At 70.8% G+C, this 16,358-nt stretch carries 16 protein-coding genes; 8 read left to right on the top strand and 8 right to left on the bottom strand.

Translation table 11 applies throughout. From position 1 onward, the window contains the following. Positions 1-64: 64 nt before the first annotated feature. Positions 65-1,642 (bottom strand): Na+/H+ antiporter, encoded by a 1,578-nt coding sequence (locus tag OG974_RS27460; protein WP_327285347.1) that lies wholly within the window; start codon positions 1,640-1,642, stop codon positions 65-67. A 75-nt stretch (positions 1,643-1,717) separates the two neighbouring features. Here OG974_RS27460 and OG974_RS27455 point away from each other — a divergent pair, with 75 nt between their 5' ends. From OG974_RS27455 to OG974_RS27445, 3 genes are all read left to right on the top strand, one after another. Beyond that, the gene (locus OG974_RS27455; RefSeq protein ID WP_327285346.1) at positions 1,718-1,978 is read left to right on the top strand and encodes a UBP-type zinc finger domain-containing protein; all 261 of its coding nucleotides are present in this window, start codon (positions 1,718-1,720) and stop codon (positions 1,976-1,978) included. Positions 1,979-2,182: 204 nt separating this feature from the next. Continuing rightward, the gene (locus OG974_RS27450) at positions 2,183-2,596 is read left to right on the top strand and encodes an anti-sigma regulatory factor (protein WP_030153599.1); all 414 of its coding nucleotides are present in this window, start codon (positions 2,183-2,185) and stop codon (positions 2,594-2,596) included. Beyond that, a complete protein-coding gene (locus OG974_RS27445) occupies positions 2,593-3,627 on the top strand; it encodes an RNA polymerase sigma factor SigF (protein WP_371644745.1) in 1,035 nt (344 codons plus the stop codon). Before OG974_RS27450 ends, OG974_RS27445 begins: the two co-directional genes overlap by 4 nt. A gap of 21 nt (positions 3,628-3,648) precedes the next feature. Here OG974_RS27445 and OG974_RS27440 read toward each other — a convergent pair whose 3' ends face one another. Further along, positions 3,649-4,086: a hypothetical protein gene (locus OG974_RS27440; RefSeq protein WP_327285344.1), complete on the bottom strand. Its 438-nt coding sequence runs from the start codon at positions 4,084-4,086 to the stop codon at positions 3,649-3,651. An 84-nt stretch (positions 4,087-4,170) separates the two neighbouring features. On the opposite strand from OG974_RS27440, the gene OG974_RS27435 reads away from it, so the two are divergent. Next, positions 4,171-5,136, top strand: coding sequence for a diacylglycerol kinase family protein (locus OG974_RS27435; RefSeq protein ID WP_328763621.1), 966 nt, complete (start codon positions 4,171-4,173; stop codon positions 5,134-5,136). 322 nt (positions 5,137-5,458) lie between these two features. Further along, the gene (locus tag OG974_RS27430; RefSeq protein ID WP_004937597.1) at positions 5,459-5,716 is read left to right on the top strand and encodes a WhiB family transcriptional regulator; all 258 of its coding nucleotides are present in this window, start codon (positions 5,459-5,461) and stop codon (positions 5,714-5,716) included. A 147-nt stretch (positions 5,717-5,863) separates the two neighbouring features. On the opposite strand, the gene OG974_RS27425 is transcribed toward OG974_RS27430, so the two are convergent. Both OG974_RS27425 and OG974_RS27420 read right to left on the bottom strand, forming a co-directional pair. Continuing rightward, positions 5,864-7,333 carry a PAS domain-containing sensor histidine kinase gene (locus tag OG974_RS27425; protein ID WP_327285775.1) on the bottom strand — a complete coding sequence of 490 codons (1,470 nt, stop codon included), beginning with the start codon at positions 7,331-7,333 and terminating at the stop codon, positions 5,864-5,866. Positions 7,334-7,679: 346 nt separating this feature from the next. Then, entirely contained in the window at positions 7,680-8,288 is a 609-nt protein-coding gene (locus OG974_RS27420; protein WP_327285341.1) for a TetR/AcrR family transcriptional regulator, read from the bottom strand. Between the two features lie 86 nt (positions 8,289-8,374). Between OG974_RS27420 and OG974_RS27415 the strand changes: the two genes are divergently transcribed. Both OG974_RS27415 and nagB read left to right on the top strand, forming a co-directional pair. Then, a complete protein-coding gene (locus tag OG974_RS27415) occupies positions 8,375-9,136 on the top strand; it encodes an SDR family oxidoreductase (RefSeq protein ID WP_327285340.1) in 762 nt (253 codons plus the stop codon). 236 nt (positions 9,137-9,372) lie between these two features. Next, entirely contained in the window at positions 9,373-10,158 is a 786-nt protein-coding gene (gene nagB / locus OG974_RS27410; RefSeq protein WP_327285339.1) for a glucosamine-6-phosphate deaminase, read from the top strand. Positions 10,159-10,302: 144 nt separating this feature from the next. Here the strand turns inward: nagB and OG974_RS27405 are convergent, their stop codons facing one another. From OG974_RS27405 to OG974_RS27390, 4 genes are all read right to left on the bottom strand, one after another. After that, positions 10,303-11,808 carry a glycoside hydrolase family 3 protein gene (locus tag OG974_RS27405; RefSeq protein ID WP_328763619.1) on the bottom strand — a complete coding sequence of 502 codons (1,506 nt, stop codon included), beginning with the start codon at positions 11,806-11,808 and terminating at the stop codon, positions 10,303-10,305. Positions 11,809-11,814: 6 nt separating this feature from the next. Further along, on the bottom strand, positions 11,815-12,651 hold the full coding sequence (locus tag OG974_RS27400) for a carbohydrate ABC transporter permease (protein WP_328765233.1): 837 nt from the start codon (positions 12,649-12,651) through the stop codon (positions 11,815-11,817). 53 nt (positions 12,652-12,704) lie between these two features. Beyond that, the gene (locus OG974_RS27395) at positions 12,705-13,721 is read right to left on the bottom strand and encodes a sugar ABC transporter permease (RefSeq protein WP_327285337.1); all 1,017 of its coding nucleotides are present in this window, start codon (positions 13,719-13,721) and stop codon (positions 12,705-12,707) included. Positions 13,722-13,825: 104 nt separating this feature from the next. Next, entirely contained in the window at positions 13,826-15,109 is a 1,284-nt protein-coding gene (locus tag OG974_RS27390; protein WP_327285336.1) for an extracellular solute-binding protein, read from the bottom strand. A 291-nt stretch (positions 15,110-15,400) separates the two neighbouring features. Here OG974_RS27390 and OG974_RS27385 point away from each other — a divergent pair, with 291 nt between their 5' ends. Then, positions 15,401-16,165, top strand: a complete 765-nt coding sequence (locus OG974_RS27385; RefSeq protein ID WP_327285335.1) for a GntR family transcriptional regulator — start codon at positions 15,401-15,403, stop codon at positions 16,163-16,165. Positions 16,166-16,358 lie beyond the last annotated feature (193 nt).

Genomic DNA, 16,358 nt, shown 5'->3' with positions numbered 1-16,358 from the left:
GGCGCCGGCCCCGCGCGTCAGCCCCCGGGACCGTCCCGCTCCCCCGGACGGGGGGCCGGCAGGGTCAGGCCGCGTCCTCGCGGTAGGCCGCCGCCTCCTCCAGGTCCAGCCTGCGCAGCAGGCCCCGCAGCATCTCGTCGTCGATCTGGCGGTGGTCGCGCAGGTCCACGAACACCTCGCGTTCGGCCGCGATCATCTCCCGCGCCAGGCGCCGGTAGACGTCGTCCGCCGATTCGCCGGTGGTCGGGTTGACCTCGCCCAGCCGCTCCCACACCGCGTTGCGCCGGCGCTCCATCACCGTACGGAGCCGCTCCGCCAGCGGCGGCGGCAGCGCGTTCTCCGGCTCGGCCAGCATCTCCGCCAGCCGGTCCTCCGCCGACCGCGAGGCCTCGCTCTGGGCCTGCGCCTCCGCCAGGGTCTGCGCGTGCAGGTCCCGCGGGGGCAGCCGCAGCAGCCGGATCAGCGGCGGCAGCGTCAGCCCCTGCACCACGAGCGTGCCGATCACCGTCGTGAAGGTCAGGAACAGGATCAGGTTCCGGTGCGGCACGCTGATCGGCACCGAGAAGGCGATCGCCAGCGAGACCACCCCGCGCATCCCCGCCCAGCCGACGATCACCGGAGCCTTCCAGGTGGTGTCCGGTTCCCGCGTCCGGATCCGCTCCGACAGCCGCGGCACGAACGTGGCCGGGAACACCCAGACGAAGCGTGCGACCACCACCGCCAGGAACACCGCCAGCGCGTACCAGGCCGCGTCCCAGCCCTCGTACTCCGCGACCCCCTTCAGGACCACCGGCAGCTGGAGGCCGATCAGCGCGAAGACCACCGACTCAAGGATGAAGGCGATCATCTTCCACACCGCCTCCTCCTGGAGCCGGGTCGCGAAGTCCACCTGCCAGTTGCGGTGCCCGAGGTACAGCGCCACCACGACCACCGCGAGCACGCCCGAAGCGTGCACCCGCTCGGCCGCCGCGTACGCCACGAACGGGATCAGCAGCGACAGGGTGTTCTGCAGCAGCGGCTCCTGCAGCCGCTTGCGCAGGTGGTGGATCGGCACCATCAGCACGAGGCCCACGCCCACACCGCCCACCGAGGCCAGTAGGAACTCCGCGATCCCGCCCGCCCAGCCGGCGCTCACCCCGACCGCCGCGGCCAGCGCCACCTTGTACGCGGTGATCGCGGTGGCGTCGTTCACGAGGGACTCGCCCTGCAGGATGGTGGTGATCCGGTTCGGCAGCCCGAGCTTGCGGGCGATCGCCGTCGCGGCCACCGCGTCGGGCGGCGCGATCACCGCGCCCAGCACCAGCGCCACCGGCAGCGACAGTCCCGGCACCACCAGGTACGCCGCGTACCCCACGGCGACCGTCGCGAAGAGCACGTACCCGACCGACAGCAGTGCGACGGGCCGGATGTTCGCCCGCAGGTCCAGGTAGGAGCTGTCCACCGCGGCCGTGTAGAGCAGCGGCGGGAGCAGCAGGGGCAACACGATGTGCGGATCGAGGGCGTACGAGGGCACGCCCGGGATGTACGAGGCCATCAGTCCGGCGGCGACCAGCAGCAGCGGCGCGGGCACCCTGGTCCAGCGGGCGGCCCCGGCCACGATCGCGCTGCCCGCCACCAGCGCCACCAGCGGCAATACCTCCATCGAAGATCCACCCTCGCTCGTCGTCGCTGATCGGAATTCGTCCTGCGGCGCCCGTACGTCAGTACGCTGGCCATCATGAGCGAGTGCACCCACGTTCCCGAACTGCCGCGCCCCGAGCCTGTCCCGACTGCCCTGACCTGCCCCGAATGTCAGGTACTGGGCAGCCATCCGGTGCAGTTGCGGATGTGCCTGGGGTGCGGGTACGTGGCGTGCTGCGATTCCTCCCCGCACCGGCACGCCACCGCGCATTATCAGAGCAGCGGCCATCCGATCATGCGAAGCTTCGAGCCGGGCGAGACGTGGCGATGGTGTTTTGTCGACGGTTCGATCGTCTGAAGCGGGGTAGTTCAACCCTCCGCCGGTTCCCCTGATTTGGGCCCGCAGACCCCTAGCCACTGTGCGTGCCCATGGGCTTACCATCAGTCACTGGCCGTGGGCGGGGGTGCCTGAAACGGGCGCCATCAGGGGTGCCGCGACACGATCGCCCGGATCGCGATAGCGTCACCGGCGAACAGAGCTCGTACCACCTTGGAGGTGAGGGTGTCCCAGATCGCAGGCGAGCCCGGGACCCAGGACTTCGTGGAAGTCCGGCTGCCCGCTGCGGGTGCCTACCTGTCGGTGCTGCGAACGGCCACGGCCGGCCTCGCGGCACGTTTGGACTTCACCCTCGACGAGATCGAGGACCTCCGCATCGCGGTGGACGAGGCCTGCGCGATCCTGCTCCAACAGGCCGTGCCGGGCTCCGTCCTCAGCTGCGTGTTCCGGTTGGTCGACGACTCGCTGGAGGTGACGGTCTCCGCACCGACCACGGACGGGCGCGCGCCGGAGCGCGACACGTTCGCCTGGACCGTCCTGTCGGCGCTGGCCGGCAAGGTCGAGTCCACGGTCGAGGAGGACCGGACGGTGAGCATCAGCCTCTACAAACAGCGCGGCGCGGGTCCAGGCCCGGCGTGAACGGCGGGGAGATCCCGGTGCGGGGCGGGGATCGGCCCCGGGTACGGCACGAGGTCGACGGCGGCATCCCGGAGCAGCAGCACGCCCGGCCGCACCCGGCTGACGCGGATGCGGAAGACGGCTTTTTGGACTCGGCGGAGCGACGGGCGGGCCCTATGAGCGAGAACCAGCAAGAAGAACCACAATCCTCACAGCCACCCGGGGTCGCTGCCACGGCCCCGGACGCGGAACCGGCGGCGGCACCCGTGCTGCCGGTGCCCGCGGTGCTGCCCGATCCGCGCGACCGCAGCGGCGCGCGGGCCCTGTTCATCGAGCTGCGGGCACTGCCCGACGGCTCGGTGGAGAAGGCGGAGCTGCGCAACCGGCTCGTACGGATGCACCTGCCGCTGGTCGAGCACCTCGCCCGGCGGTTCCGCAACCGTGGTGAGCCGCTGGACGACCTGACCCAGGTCGCCACCATCGGCCTGATCAAGTCGGTGGACCGGTTCGATCCGGACCGCGGGGTCGAGTTCTCCACGTACGCGACCCCGACCGTGGTCGGCGAGATCAAGCGGCACTTCCGGGACAAGGGCTGGGCCGTGCGCGTGCCCCGGCGTCTTCAGGAGCTGCGGCTCTCGCTGACCACGGCCACGGCGGAGCTGTCCCAGCAGCACGGCCGCTCCCCCACGGTGCACGAGCTCGCGGAGCGGCTCGGGATCTCCGAGGAGGAGGTGCTGGAGGGGCTGGAATCGGCCAATGCCTACAGCACGCTCTCCCTGGACGTCCCCGACACCGACGACGAGTCGCCGGCGGTGGCGGACACCCTGGGCGCGGAGGACGAGGCGCTGGAGGGCGTCGAGTACCGCGAGTCGCTCAAGCCGCTCTTGGAGGGACTGCCTCCGCGGGAGAAGCGGATCCTGCTGCTGCGGTTCTTCGGCAACATGACCCAGTCGCAGATCGCGCAGGAGGTCGGCATTTCCCAGATGCACGTCTCCCGCCTGCTGGCCCGCACCCTGGCCCAGCTGCGCGAGAAGCTCCTCGTCGAGGAGTAGGGGCGGTACGGGCCGTCGGGGCTATCGGGTCTGCTCGCCGGGCCCGATTCCCAGCGCGTCGGTCGCCGTCGGGTTCACCAGCAGGGCCACGACGGCCACCGCGGCCACCGCCAGTGCCACGGCGGCGGCGATCATCGCCCCGCCCGTCGAGTACAGGGTCCACGCCACCGGCAGCGCCATCAGCTGGGTGATCAGCGCGGGCCCGCGGCTCCAGCGCCGGCCCAGCCGCAGCCCGCGCGCCGCGATCAGCGGCAGCGCGGCGAGTGCGAGCAGGGTGATCCCGCCCGTCTCGGCCTGCTGCGGGGAATCGGGGTCGCCTGCGATGCCCACGACCAGCATGTAGACACCGAGGCCGGCCAGCGCGAGGCCCTCCAGGGCGGTCAGCGCGGCGGCGGCGGTGAGCCGTCCGGGCAGCGGGGCGGTCGGCTCGGCCGGGGCGGGGGTGGGCTTCGTACTCACCCCAGCAGGGTAGCCGCGCGCCCTCACCCCCGGAGGGGACGGGCAGTATGGGCGGCCTGTGGACGGGTCGGTAGGCTGGCGGTCATGCGTGCACTTCTCGTGGCCAATCCAGCAGCAACGACCACCAGTGCGCGCACGCGCGACGTCCTGACCCACGCCCTGGCCAGCGAAATGAAGCTGGAGGCGGTGACCACCGAGTACCGCGGGCACGCCCGGGACCTGGCCCGCCGGGCGGCCGAACACGGTATCGACCTCGTCGTGGCGCTCGGCGGCGACGGCACGGTCAACGAGGTGGTCAACGGGCTGCTGCACGACGGGCCGGATCCGGAGCGGCTGCCCCGGCTGGCGGTGGTCCCCGGCGGCTCGACCAACGTGTTCGCCCGCGCGCTCGGCCTGCCCAACGACGCGGTCGAGGCGACCGGCGCCCTGCTGGACGCACTGCGCGAGCAGCGCGAGCGGACGGTGGGCCTGGGCCTGGCGGCCGGCACCCCGGGCACGGAGGACGAGTCGGTTCCGGCGCGCTGGTTCACGTTCTGCGCGGGGTTCGGTTTCGACGCGGGCGTGGTGGGCCGGGTGGAGCAGCAGCGGGAGCGCGGCAAGCGTTCGACGCACGCCCTGTACGTACGACAGCTCATGCGCCAGTTCTGGGACGAGCCGAACCGGCGCCACGGCTCGGTGACGCTGGAGCGCCCCGGCGCGGATCCCGTCACGGATCTGGTGCTGTCGATAGTCTGCAACACCTCGCCGTGGACGTATCTGGGCAATCGTCCGCTTTACGCCTCTCCGGAGGCGTCGTTCGATACCGCACTTGACGTATTGGCGCTCAATCGTTTGTCAACTCCGGCGGTCGCCCGCTACGCGACACAGCTCCTGACCTCGACTCCTGAGCGCGGTCCGCGCGGCAAGCACGCAGTGTCTCTGCACGATCTGACCGACTTCACCTTGCATTCGAAGGTTCCGCTTCCGTTCCAGATGGACGGAGACCACCTCGGCCTGCGCACCAGCGTTCGGTTCACAGGCGTACGCCGTGCACTGCGTGTGATTGTGTGAGTGGAAGGGCCTAAAGTCCTTTCACTCGAACGTTTACACGCCGGTCCACCCTCACGATGTAGGGCTGTGACCTAGTAGACACCGACGAATCAAAAAAAACTTTCCGGAAGGGGTTGTATCCCCGTCCGAGGTTTGCGAATCTCTTCATGGCGATCGGGACAGCCCGCAGAACCCGGCACCCACACAGACCGCCAGAACCCCTCCACGAGTCCCTGACTGACCTTCCAGGAAACTGGGCGGTCGCCCTTCCCTCACGGGGGGATTCGTGAAAGCGTTCACATTCACAAGCAACCTGCCCGCAATACAAGGAGATGGAGCAGCCATGGACTGGCGTCACAACGCCGTTTGCCGCGAGGAAGACCCGGAACTCTTCTTCCCCATCGGCAACACCGGTCCTGCGCTGCTGCAGATCGAGGAAGCCAAGGCCGTCTGCCGCCGCTGCCCCGTCATGGAGCAGTGCCTGCAGTGGGCGCTTGAGTCCGGTCAGGACTCCGGCGTCTGGGGCGGTCTCAGCGAGGACGAGCGCCGCGCGATGAAGCGCCGCGCCGCTCGCAATCGGGCGCGCAACGCAACCGCCTGAACATCGACTTTCGAGCCTCGACGCAGCGCGTAGCAACACCAGACAAGCGCTCAGCAACGTGCTCTTGAGCCCCGGACCGAGAAGTTTCGGTCCGGGGCTCAGTGCTGTCCGGGGTCCACTGCGTCACGCTGCGTGACGAGTGCGCCGCTACTTCTGCGGGCTGGCCGGGATGTCGAGGACGACCTTGGTGCCGCGCGGCTCGGCCCGGAGCATGTCGAACGTGCCGCCGAGCTCGCCCTCCACCAGGGTCCGGACGATCTGGAGGCCGAGGTTGCCGGCCCGCTGCGGGTCGAAGCCCTCGGGCAGGCCGGATCCGTCGTCGAGCACCGTGATCAGCAGCCGGCCGTCCGCCCGGCCGGAGCCGGCGCGGGTCGCGGACACCTCGACCCGGCCGCCCTCCCCCTGGGTGAAGGCGTGTTCCAGGGCGTTCTGGAGGATCTCCGTCAGCACCATCGACAGCGGAGTGGCGACCTCTGCGTCCAGGATTCCGAACCGGCCGGTGCGCCGGCACTCCACCTTGCCCGGCGAGATCTCCGCGACCATCGCGATCACCCGGTCGGCGATCTCGTCGAACTCGACGCGCTCGTCGAGGTTCTGAGAGAGCGTCTCGTGCACGATCGCGATCGAACCGACGCGACGCACGGCCTCGTTGAGGGCCTCGCGGCCGCCCTCGGAATCCATCCGGCGGGCCTGCAACCGCAGCAGCGCGGCCACGGTCTGGAGGTTGTTCTTCACCCGGTGGTGGATCTCCCGGATGGTCGCGTCCTTGGTGATCAATTCGCGTTCGCGACGGCGCAGTTCCGTGACGTCCCGACACAGGACGAGGGAGCCGATCCGGGTGCCCTTGGGCTTGAGCGGGATGGCGCGCAGCTGGATGACCCCGCCGTTGCCCTCGACCTCGGTCTCGCGCGGGGCCCAGCCGCTGGCGAGCTTGACGATCGCCTCGTCCACGGGGCCCCGGGAGGGGGCGAGTTCAGCGGTGGTGGTGCCGAGGTGCTGGCCGACGAGGTCGGCGGCGAGGCCGAGCCGGTGGTAGGCGGAGAGGGCGTTCGGGGACGCGTACGTGACCACGCCGTCGGCGTCGAGCCGCATCAGGCCGTCCCCGGCGCGCGGGGAGGCGTCCATGTCGACCTGCTGCCCGGGGAACGGGAAGGAGCCGGCCGCGATCATCTGGGCCAGGTCGGAGGCGGACTGGAGGTAGGTGAGCTCCAGTCGGCTGGGTGTACGCACAGTGAGCAAGTTGGTGTTGCGCGCGATCACGCCCAGCACCCGGCCCTCGCGTCGCACCGGAATGGACTCGACGCGGACGGGCACCTCCTCGCGCCATTCCGGGTCGCCCTCGCGCACGATGCGGCCCTCGTCGAGCGCGGCGTCCAGCAGCGGGCGCCGGCCGCGCGGAACCAGATGGCCGACCATGTCGTCCTGGTACGAGGTGGGGCCGGTGTTGGGGCGCATCTGTGCGACCGAGACATACCGGGTGCCGTCGAGGGTGGGGACCCACAGCACGAGGTCGGCGAAGGACAGGTCGGAGAGCAGCTGCCACTCCGAGACCAGCAGGTGGAGCCACTCCAGGTCGGTTTCACTGAGAGCGGTGTGCTGGCGTACGAGGTCGTTCATGGAGGGCACGTGGCGAGCGTACCCCGGGTATGGGCCATGACTTTCCCCACGGCGACTACTCAGGAGTATCCAGGAGGGGCTCCATCCGCGTACTGTTGGAGGAAGTGACGGGATGGCAGAGCCCGCCATTGGATGGACAGAACAGAATGGTCTAGTCCACAATTGATTGATACTTCCGCCCTCCCCGCACAGGAGGACGGATCGAGGTAAGCCGCGCGCTCTGCCCTGACCGCGCGGGCACCTCCCAACGGCCGACGGGAACCGCACACCTGCCGGCCGTAAGTACTCCGGGCTACGGTGCCGGACGGGCTGAGGGTCCCGTCCCGGCACCGTGGCCCAGAGGAACTCACGGGGCGGCGGAAATTCCCGGCCAGGCTCCCATCGCGAGCTCCGCTACCGCTTCCAGTTCTTCCCGGCCCGCCCCGTCGCGCGACTGCTGGGACATCCCCACGAGCACCGCCAGCGCGTAGCGGGCGAGCGCCCGGGCGTCCGTACCGGCGGGCAGCACGCCGGCGGCGACGTCCGCCCGGATCCGGCGCTCGAACATCTCCAGGTTGGCTTCGCGGCGCTCGCGCAGGGCCCGGGCCACCTCCTCCGAGGTGGTGTTGACAGCCGCGCTGATCACCAGGCAGCCCGGCGGGTGGGCCGGGTCGGTGTAGATCTCCGCCGCCTCGCGCAGGACGCGCCGCAGACCGGCCCCGGCGGTGGGCTCCTCGGCCAGGGCCGCGCCCGCGAAATCGGCGTACCGGCCGCCGTAGACCACCACGACCTCGTCGAAGAGCTTGCGCTTGTCACCGAAGGCGGCGTACAGGCTGGGCGCGCTGATGCCGAGCGAGGCGGTCAGATCGGAGATCGAGGTTGCCTCGTAGCCGCGCTCCCAGAAGGCGAGCATCGCCTTGTCGAGGGCGGCGTCGCGGTCGAAGGAGCGGGGCCTGCCCCGCTGTCCGGTCACCATGGGCCTCATTCTATAGCGGGCGTTACGTAATCTGGTACGGTCCCTTTCTGTAGCGACCACTAGCAAATTCTGAAGGGGGGCGCGTCATGGGCGTGCTCAAGGGGAAGACGGCACTGGTCACGGGCGGCAGCCGGGGCATCGGACGGGCGGTGGCCGAACGGCTCGCCCGCGACGGGGCGCTGGTCGCCGTGCACTACGGGCGGGACGAAGCGGCGGCGAAGGACACGGTCGCCGCGATCGGAGCGGCCGGCGGCCGGGCGTTCGCGATCAGGGCCGAGCTCGGGGTCCCGGGCGACGCGCAGGCACTGTGGGCGGCCTACGAGGCGCACCCGCAGCACACCGACACGGTCGACGTCCTGGTGAACAACGCGGGCGCCGCCACGTTCGCCGGCATCGCGGACACCGACGAGCAGACGTACGACCGGGTGCACGCGCTCAACGCGAAGGCGCCGTTCTTCGTGATCAAGCACGGACTGGCGCGGCTGCCCGACGGGGCCCGGATCGTGAACGTGACCGGCACCCCGGACATCGCCCTGCCCGCGATCTTGGCGACGATCACCGCCAAGGGCGCGGTGAACGCCCTGACCCGGTCGCTGGCGGCCGAGCTGGCCCCGCGCGGGATCACCGTGAACTCGGTGGGCCCCGGCATCACGGACACCGACCTCAACGCGGCCTGGCTGGCGGACCCCGCGGCGCGGGCGCACGCGAGTTCGCGTTCCGTCTTCGGCCGGGTGGGCACGGCTTCGGAGGTCGCCGACGTGGTGGCCTTCCTGGCCTCGGCCGACTCGCGCTGGGTGACGGGCCAGCACCTGGACGCGACGGGCGGCCTCCAGCTGTCGCTGCTCTGACCGCAGGCGCACGGTCCGCGGGCCGCTCCGACCGGCGGCCCGCGGACCGCGCCCCCCTTCGCGCGGGCGGCGCGCAGTACGAGGGGGTCACGCCTGCGCCTCGTGGCGCCGGGAGGCCGGGGGCGGGTGACCGGATCACGATGGAAGGGGGTGCAAGACCGGCCGCAGGAGGCCCCGCCTCTGCTAGATTGGTCTATACCACACACTCCGTCCCACTCCAGATCGGCAGGCCCCGCGTGGAAGTTGTCATCGTCCCGGACGCCAAGGCAGGCGGCGAGCTCATCGCGGAGGCCATGGCCGCCCTGGTCCGCCGCAAGCCCGACGCCCTGCTCGGCGTGGCGACCGGCTCTACCCCGCTGCCCGTCTACGAAGCCCTGGCCGCGAAGGTGAAGGCCGGCGAGGTCGACGCCGGCGAGGCCCGCATCTGCCAGCTCGACGAGTACGTCGGCCTGCCGGCCGGCCACCCCGAGTCCTACCGCGCCGTCGTGCTCCGCGAGGTCGTCGAGCCGCTCGGCCTGTCCGAGGCCTCCTTCATGGGCCCGGACGGCTCTGCCGCGGACATCGTCGCCGCGTGCGAGGCGTACGACCGCGCCCTCGCGGAGGCGGGCGGCGTGGACCTCCAGCTGCTCGGCATCGGCACGGACGGGCACATAGGCTTCAACGAGCCCTGTTCCTCGCTCGCGTCCCGCACCCGGATCAAGACGCTCACCGAGCAGACCCGCGTCGACAACGCGCGCTTCTTCGACGACGACCTGGACCAGGTCCCGCACCACGTCATCACCCAGGGCATCGGCACCATCCTCGACGCCCGCCACCTGGTGCTGCTCGCCACCGGCGAGGGCAAGGCCGAAGCCGTCGCACAGACCGTCGAGGGTCCGCTGTCCGCGCTGGTCCCGGCCTCCGCGCTGCAGCTGCACCGGCACGCGACCGTGGTCGTGGACGAGGCCGCCGCGTCCAAGCTGAAGCTGGCGGACTACTTCCGGCACGCGTACGCCGACAAGCCCGCGTGGCAGGGGCTTTAGGCGGCACCTCCCCCACGCGCGAGGAAGGGCCGGGCTCCCGTCGGGGAGCCCGGCCCTTCCGGCATCCGCCCGGGCATGCCCACGCCCCCGGGACGAGGCGTCCGGGGGGCGCGGGACAGGGCGGACCGGGAGCTCCGGGGCTGGTCAGACCCCGGCGATCAGCTCCGCCGCCGCCCTGCCGCAGACCCGCGAGGCGCCGTGGGTCGCGATGTACAGGGCTCCGCGGGGCTCGGCCCGCGGTACTCCCATCTCGACGACGACGGTGTCCGGGCGGGCCGCGACCAGCGCGTCCAGGGCCGCCGTCATCCACGGGTGCCGGTGCGCGTCGCGGACCACCACCACGACGGTGCGCCCGCCCGCCGCGGCCAGGACGTCCGCGGCCGTGGCCCCCTCCGGGAACACCCCGGAGGCGGTCCCCGGCACCAGCGCGGCCAGTTCGGCGGCCACGCCCCACGGGGTCTCGTCCCCGACCGCGATGTTCGCGACGGGCGCGAGCGTGGCGACGTACGGGGCGCTCACGGGCGCGGCGGCGCCGGAGACGACCACCGCGCGGCGGGCCGCCGCCAGGCCGATGCCGGGCGCGCCCCCCTCCGGCGCGCCCGGCGCGGCGGCGGCCCGGGCCCGCCGGGTCCATGAGGCCAGCGCCCGTACCCGGGCGGCGGCGTCGGCGAGCCGCTCCTCCGGGAGCGCGCCCTCCCGTACGGCCGCGACCAGGGCGGCCTGCAGCCGGAGCACCGTGGCCTCGTCGGCGAGTCCGCCGCCGACGCAGATCGCGTCGGCGCCGGCCGCGATGGCGAGGACCGAACCCCGCTCGATGCCGTACGTCCCGGCGATGGCGTTCATCTCCATGCCGTCGGTGACGATCAGGCCCTCGTAGCCGAGCTCCTTGCGCAGGAGGCCGGTCAGGATCTGCGGGCTGAGCGTGGCCGGGCGGGTCGGGTCGAGGGCGGGCACGAGGATGTGCGCGCTCATCACGGCCTTGCTGCCGGCTTCGATGGCGGCCCTGAACGGGACCAGCTCGCGGGCCTGGAGGGTGTCGGGGTCCACGTCGATGCGCGGCAGGGCGTGGTGCGAGTCGACGTTGGTGTCGCCGTGGCCCGGGAAGTGCTTGGTGCACGCGGCGACGCCGGCGGCCTGGAGGCCCTCGACGTAGGCGGCGGTGTGCCGGGCGGCGAGGTCGGTGTCGGCTCCGAAGGACCGGACGCCGATGACGGGGTTGTCCGGGTTGGAGTTGACGTCGGCGGACGGGGCCCAGTTGAGGTTGACCCCGCACTCGGCGAGCCGGCGGCCCAGCTCGCGGGCGACGTCCCGGGTGAGCGCGGTGTCGTCGACGGCGCCGAGGGCCAGGTTGCCGGGGAAGGAGGAGCCGCCGCGGACCTCCAGGCGGGTGACGTCGCCGCCCTCCTCGTCGATGGCGACGAGGACGTCGTCCCGCTCGGCGCGCAGCTGCGCGGTGAGCGCGGCGAGCTGCTCGGGCGAGGCGATGTTGCGGCCGAAGAGGCCGACGGCGGTGAGCCCTTCGCCGATCCGGCGGAGCAGCCAGGCGGGGGCGGTGGTGCCCTCGAAGCCGGGCTGAAGGACGGCGAGGGCGTCCCGGCCGAGCCGGTCGTCCGAACCGGACGCCGTGGTGCGGTGCGCAAGGACTGTCATGGGCCGTTATCCCTTCACGGCGCCGGCGGTCATGCCGCCGACGGCCTTGCGCTGGAGGAAGACGAAGATCACCAGGACCGGGACCGCGAACAGCGAGGACGCGGCCATGGTGGCGCCCCAGTCGTTGCCGAAGGCGCTCTGGAACTGGGTCAGCCACAGGGGCAGGGTCTGCGCGGTCTTGTCCTTGTTGAGGATCAGGACCATCGCGAACTCGTTCCAGGCGGTGATGAATCCGAAGAGCGAGGTGGACATCAGGCCGGGGGCCAGCAGCGGGAAGATCACCTTGCGGAAGGCCTGGCCGCGGGTGCAGCCGTCGATCTGGGCGGCCTCCTCCAGCGTCACCGGGACGGCGGCGATGAAGCCGCGCAGGGTCCAGATGGTGAAGGGCAGGACCATCACGAAGTAGATCGCGGTCAGCAGCGGGAGGCTGTTCAGCATGTCGGCGTCGCGGGCGATCATGTACATCGCGATGACCATGACCTCCCAGGGGGCCATCTGCGCCATCATCACACCGAGCACCAGGCCCTTGCGGCCCTTGAACTTCATGCGGGCGATGGCGAAGCTCGCGGCGAGGGCCACGACCAGGGCCAGGGCGACGGCGCCGACGGTGACGAGCAGGCTGTTGCCCACGTACGTCCAGAACAGATCGACGCCGGTGGCCTTCGTGAAGTTGTCGAGCGTCGGGGTGAAGACGAAGACGGGGTCCTTGGAGAGGATCTGCCCGGACGGCTTGAGGGCCGAGGAGAACATCCAGTAGACGGGGAAGACGAAGACCACGGCGAGGGCGAGGGCGCCCAGGTTCTTCACGACGGCGGCGGGGCGCAGCGGGCGGCGCGTGCGCAGGCGCTGGGCGGGCTTCGGCGCGGCGGGCGCGGGCTTCGGCGCGGTGGTGGTGCTCACTGCTCCTCCTCCTGCTTCAGGATCAGGCGGAAGTAGAAGGACATGACGATCACGAGCATCACGATCGTCAGGACGGAGATCGCTGCCGCGAGCGCGTAGTGGCCCTGGCTCTGGCCCTCGACGAAGGCGAAGACGGGCAGGGTCTCGGAGGCGCGGTCGGGGCCGCCGCGGTTCATCGCGTAGACCTGGGTGAAGGCCTTGAAGACCCAGATCACCTCAAGGAACGTGGTGACGAGGAAGAACGGCTTGAGGTTCGGGAAGACGACCTGCCAGAACGTCTGCCAGCCGTTGGCGCCGTCCATCCGCGCGGCCTCGTACAGCTCGCCGCTGACCGTGGTCAGGCCGGCGTACATGTTGAGGGCGACGAAGGGGACGGAGCCCCAGACCACCAGGACGGTGACGATCACCAGGGTGGAGAACCCGGATTCGAACCAGTTGTGCTGCTCGTAGCCGGAGAAGCCGAGGCTGCGCATGACCCAGTTCATGACGCCGAACTGCTCGTCGAACAGCCACTGGAAGACGGTGACGGACGCGACGATCGGCATGGCCCAGGCCATCACCAGGGCCATCGACAGGACCAGGCGCATCCACGTGCCGAGGCGGTTCAGCAGGATGCCCAGCAGGCTGCCGATCAGCATGATCAGTGCGACGTTGGCCGCGGTGAAGGCGAAGGTGCGGACGACGACGGTCCAGAAGTGGGAGTCGCCCAGCAGCTGGGTGTAGTTCTCGACCCCGTTGAAGGGCGCCTTCCGCTGGATGAACTCGATCTTGTCGACCTTCTGGAACGACAAGATCACGTTCTTGGCCAACGGGTACAGCAGCAGCGTGGCCAGGCTGAGGACCGCGGGCCCGATCAGGAGGTACGGCAGCCAGCCCGAGGGGAGCGGCTTTCTGCCCCGGCGGGGAGCCGACGGGGTGCTCCCGGTGGTCTTGGGCGGCGGCTGCTGCCGTCCGGCGGACTTCGGTGGTGCGTCCTGTGGAGCGGTCGCCGCTCCCTGGGAGTGCACGGTCATGTCTTGGCTACCTCGGCTGCGGTCGGGCGTCGCACAGGTCTGTCATGCGCGACCGGGGGTGCGGCGGGCGCGTGGGCGGCCGTCCGCACCCCCGGTGCTACGTGCTACTTGTTGATGCGGCTCGCGATTTCCTTGTCCGCGTCCGCGCCCGCCTTGGCGGCGTCCTCACCCTTGAGGACCTTGGTCATGAACTCCTTGAGCGGGTTGGGCTCGGTCTCGACGTTCGCCCAGCCCGGGGTGACCGGGGTGATGCGGCCGTTGACGCCGCCCTTGCCCATCGCCTCGGCGAAGGAGCCCGCGGCGGGGGCGAAGTTCGCGCCGGACTGGTTCGGGAGCAGCGCGCCCTTGACCTCGGCCGCGTACTTCGTCATCTGGTCCTTGCCGGCGGCGAGGGCCAGCCACTCCTTGGCGAGCTCCTTGTTCTTGGAGCGCTCGGCGACGGCGAGGTTCGAGCCGCCGAGGAAGACGGTGCCCGGCTTGTCGGCGGTCTTGCCCGGGATCGGGAAGTAGCCGAAGTCGGCTTCCTTGCCCGCGTCCTTCAGGGCCTTCTCCGCACCGCCGGCCTCCCAGCCGAGACCGATCCAGGAGGCGACGCCGCCCTTGGGGACGATGTCGGTGGACTGCTGCGGGGTGGCCTCGTCCTTGTCCTTCGGAGCGGTGGAGTAGGCCTGGAGCTTCTTGTAGAAGTCCATCGCGGAGGCGGCCTGGGGCGTGCCGAGGCCGCCCTTCCACTTGTCGCCGTCCTTGACGGCGAGCTCGCCGCCCTCGTCCCAGATGAAGCCGGCGAGCACGTACCAGCTCTGGCCGGGGAGGTAGATCGGCTGCGTGGAGGGGTCCGCGGCCTTCAGCTTGTCGAGGCCGGCGATCCACTCGTCGCGGGTGGTCGGCGGGGTGACACCGGCCTTGGCGAAGGCCTTCTTGTCGTACACGACGACGCGGTTGGCCGCGTACCAGGGAGCGGAGTAGAGCTTGCCGTCGTACTCGGCCGAGGCGAGCATGCTCTTCTGCCAGGCGTCGGCGCCGAGCTTGGCCTTGTCCTTGGTGAGGTCGGCGAGGCCGCCGGTGACGGCGTAGCCGGCGGTCTGGGTGTTGCCGAGCTCAAGGACGTCCGGCGGGGTGTTCTCGGAGAGGGCCGTGGTGACCTTCTCCTGAATGCCCTTCCACTGCTGCTCCTCGACCTTTACGGTGACACCGGGGTGCTTGGCCGAGAACTCCTTGTTGACCTCGTCGATCCAGGCCTTCGGCGCGGAACCGTCCATCACCCAGACGGTGATCTCCTTGGCGCCGCCCGCGTCGGTCTTCCCCTTGTCGTCGCCGCCGTTGCCGCACGCCGCGACTCCGACCATCATGCCCGCGACACTGACCGCCGCGATGAGCTTGCGCTTCACGCCACCCTCCTCAGGGATGCTGCCTGCAACTTCCCTCGCCCGCCGCGGTGACATGCACCAAGTACTGCCCGTGGGGCCGGGATCTGATCCATATTGGTTTAGACCAGTAACCGGAGCTTGGCCTAGACCTTTAGGGGTGTCAAGGGTCTAATGAGCGGGTGATCGGTCCGTTACCGGACCGACACCTGGGGGAGGGAGGAGGCCTGTCCTCCCACCCGTGTCACGATGTGACCGCACATATCGGAGGAGCCGGTGACGGCAGCGAAACTGGAGTCGGGAAGGCGGGCGGCGATGTCCACCGAAGGGGCGACCACGGAGCCGGAAGGCGGGGCGGCCACTCGCACGGCGCGTGTGCCCAAGTACTACCGACTCAAGCGGCACTTGCTCGACATGACGGAAACACTGCCCCCCGGCACACCGGTGCCGCCGGAGCGCACGCTCGCGGCCGAATTCGACACCTCGCGGACCACCGTGCGCCAGGCGCTCCAGGAGCTCGTCGTCGAGGGTCGACTGGAGCGCATCCAGGGCAAGGGCACCTTCGTCGCGAAACCGAAGGTCTCACAGCCGCTCCAACTGTCCTCGTACACGGAGGACATGCGGGCCCAGGGGCTGGAGCCCACCTCCCAACTCCTCGACATCGGCTACGTGACGGCCGACGACACCCTCGCCGGGCTCCTCAAGATCGCCGCGGGCGGCCGGGTGCTGCGCATCGAGCGGCTGCGCCTCGCCAGCGGTGAGCCCATGGCCATCGAGACCACTCACCTTTCGGCCAAGCGCTTCCCCGCGCTGCGCCGCTCGCTGGCCAAGTACACCTCCCTCTACACCGCCCTCGCCGAGGTGTACGACGTACGGCTCGCGGAAGCCGAGGAGACCATCGAGACCTCCCTCGCCACCCCGCGCGAGGCGGGCCTGCTGGGCACCGACGTCGGCCTGCCGATGCTGATGCTCTCCCGACACTCGCTGGACGCCGACGGCGAACCCGTCGAGTGGGTACGGTCGGTGTACCGCGGCGATCGTTACAAGTTCGTCGCCCGACTCCAGCGCCCCGCCGTGTGATTCGTAGTTGACTCTCGTTCCGCTATGCGGACGGGGGCTTACGTTCACCGGGCGGGCCCCCGTAGATTCCCTGCGCTTACGCAGATGATCAACGAGGGGACGAGGATCATGCCGGAACCGGAAGCAACAGGTACAGAACGGAACGCGGCGAGTCCGGGCACGGCGGACTCGCCCTCCGCACCAGAGGGCTCCG

The organism is Streptomyces sp. NBC_00597, from assembly GCF_041431095.1.
Lineage (GTDB): Bacteria > Actinomycetota > Actinomycetes > Streptomycetales > Streptomycetaceae > Streptomyces.
Note: the sequence above shows the minus strand (reverse complement) of the source record. Positions and strands in the feature narration are given on the sequence as shown.

Excerpts from the sequence above, each read along its gene's own strand:
- OG974_RS27460 (WP_327285347.1), bottom strand. The coding sequence starts at position 1,642 with ATGGAGGTATTGCCGCTGGTGGCGCTGGTGGCGGGCAGCGCGATCGTG.
- OG974_RS27455 (WP_327285346.1), top strand. The coding sequence starts at position 1,718 with ATGAGCGAGTGCACCCACGTTCCCGAACTGCCGCGCCCCGAGCCTGTC.
- OG974_RS27435 (WP_328763621.1), top strand. The coding sequence starts at position 4,171 with ATGCGTGCACTTCTCGTGGCCAATCCAGCAGCAACGACCACCAGTGCG.
- OG974_RS27430 (WP_004937597.1), top strand. The coding sequence starts at position 5,459 with ATGGACTGGCGTCACAACGCCGTTTGCCGCGAGGAAGACCCGGAACTC.
- OG974_RS27425 (WP_327285775.1), bottom strand. The coding sequence starts at position 7,333 with ATGAACGACCTCGTACGCCAGCACACCGCTCTCAGTGAAACCGACCTG.
- OG974_RS27420 (WP_327285341.1), bottom strand. The coding sequence starts at position 8,288 with ATGGTGACCGGACAGCGGGGCAGGCCCCGCTCCTTCGACCGCGACGCC.
- OG974_RS27415 (WP_327285340.1), top strand. The coding sequence starts at position 8,375 with ATGGGCGTGCTCAAGGGGAAGACGGCACTGGTCACGGGCGGCAGCCGG.
- OG974_RS27405 (WP_328763619.1), bottom strand. The coding sequence starts at position 11,808 with ATGACAGTCCTTGCGCACCGCACCACGGCGTCCGGTTCGGACGACCGG.
- OG974_RS27395 (WP_327285337.1), bottom strand. The coding sequence starts at position 13,721 with ATGACCGTGCACTCCCAGGGAGCGGCGACCGCTCCACAGGACGCACCA.
- OG974_RS27385 (WP_327285335.1), top strand. The coding sequence starts at position 15,401 with ATGTCCACCGAAGGGGCGACCACGGAGCCGGAAGGCGGGGCGGCCACT.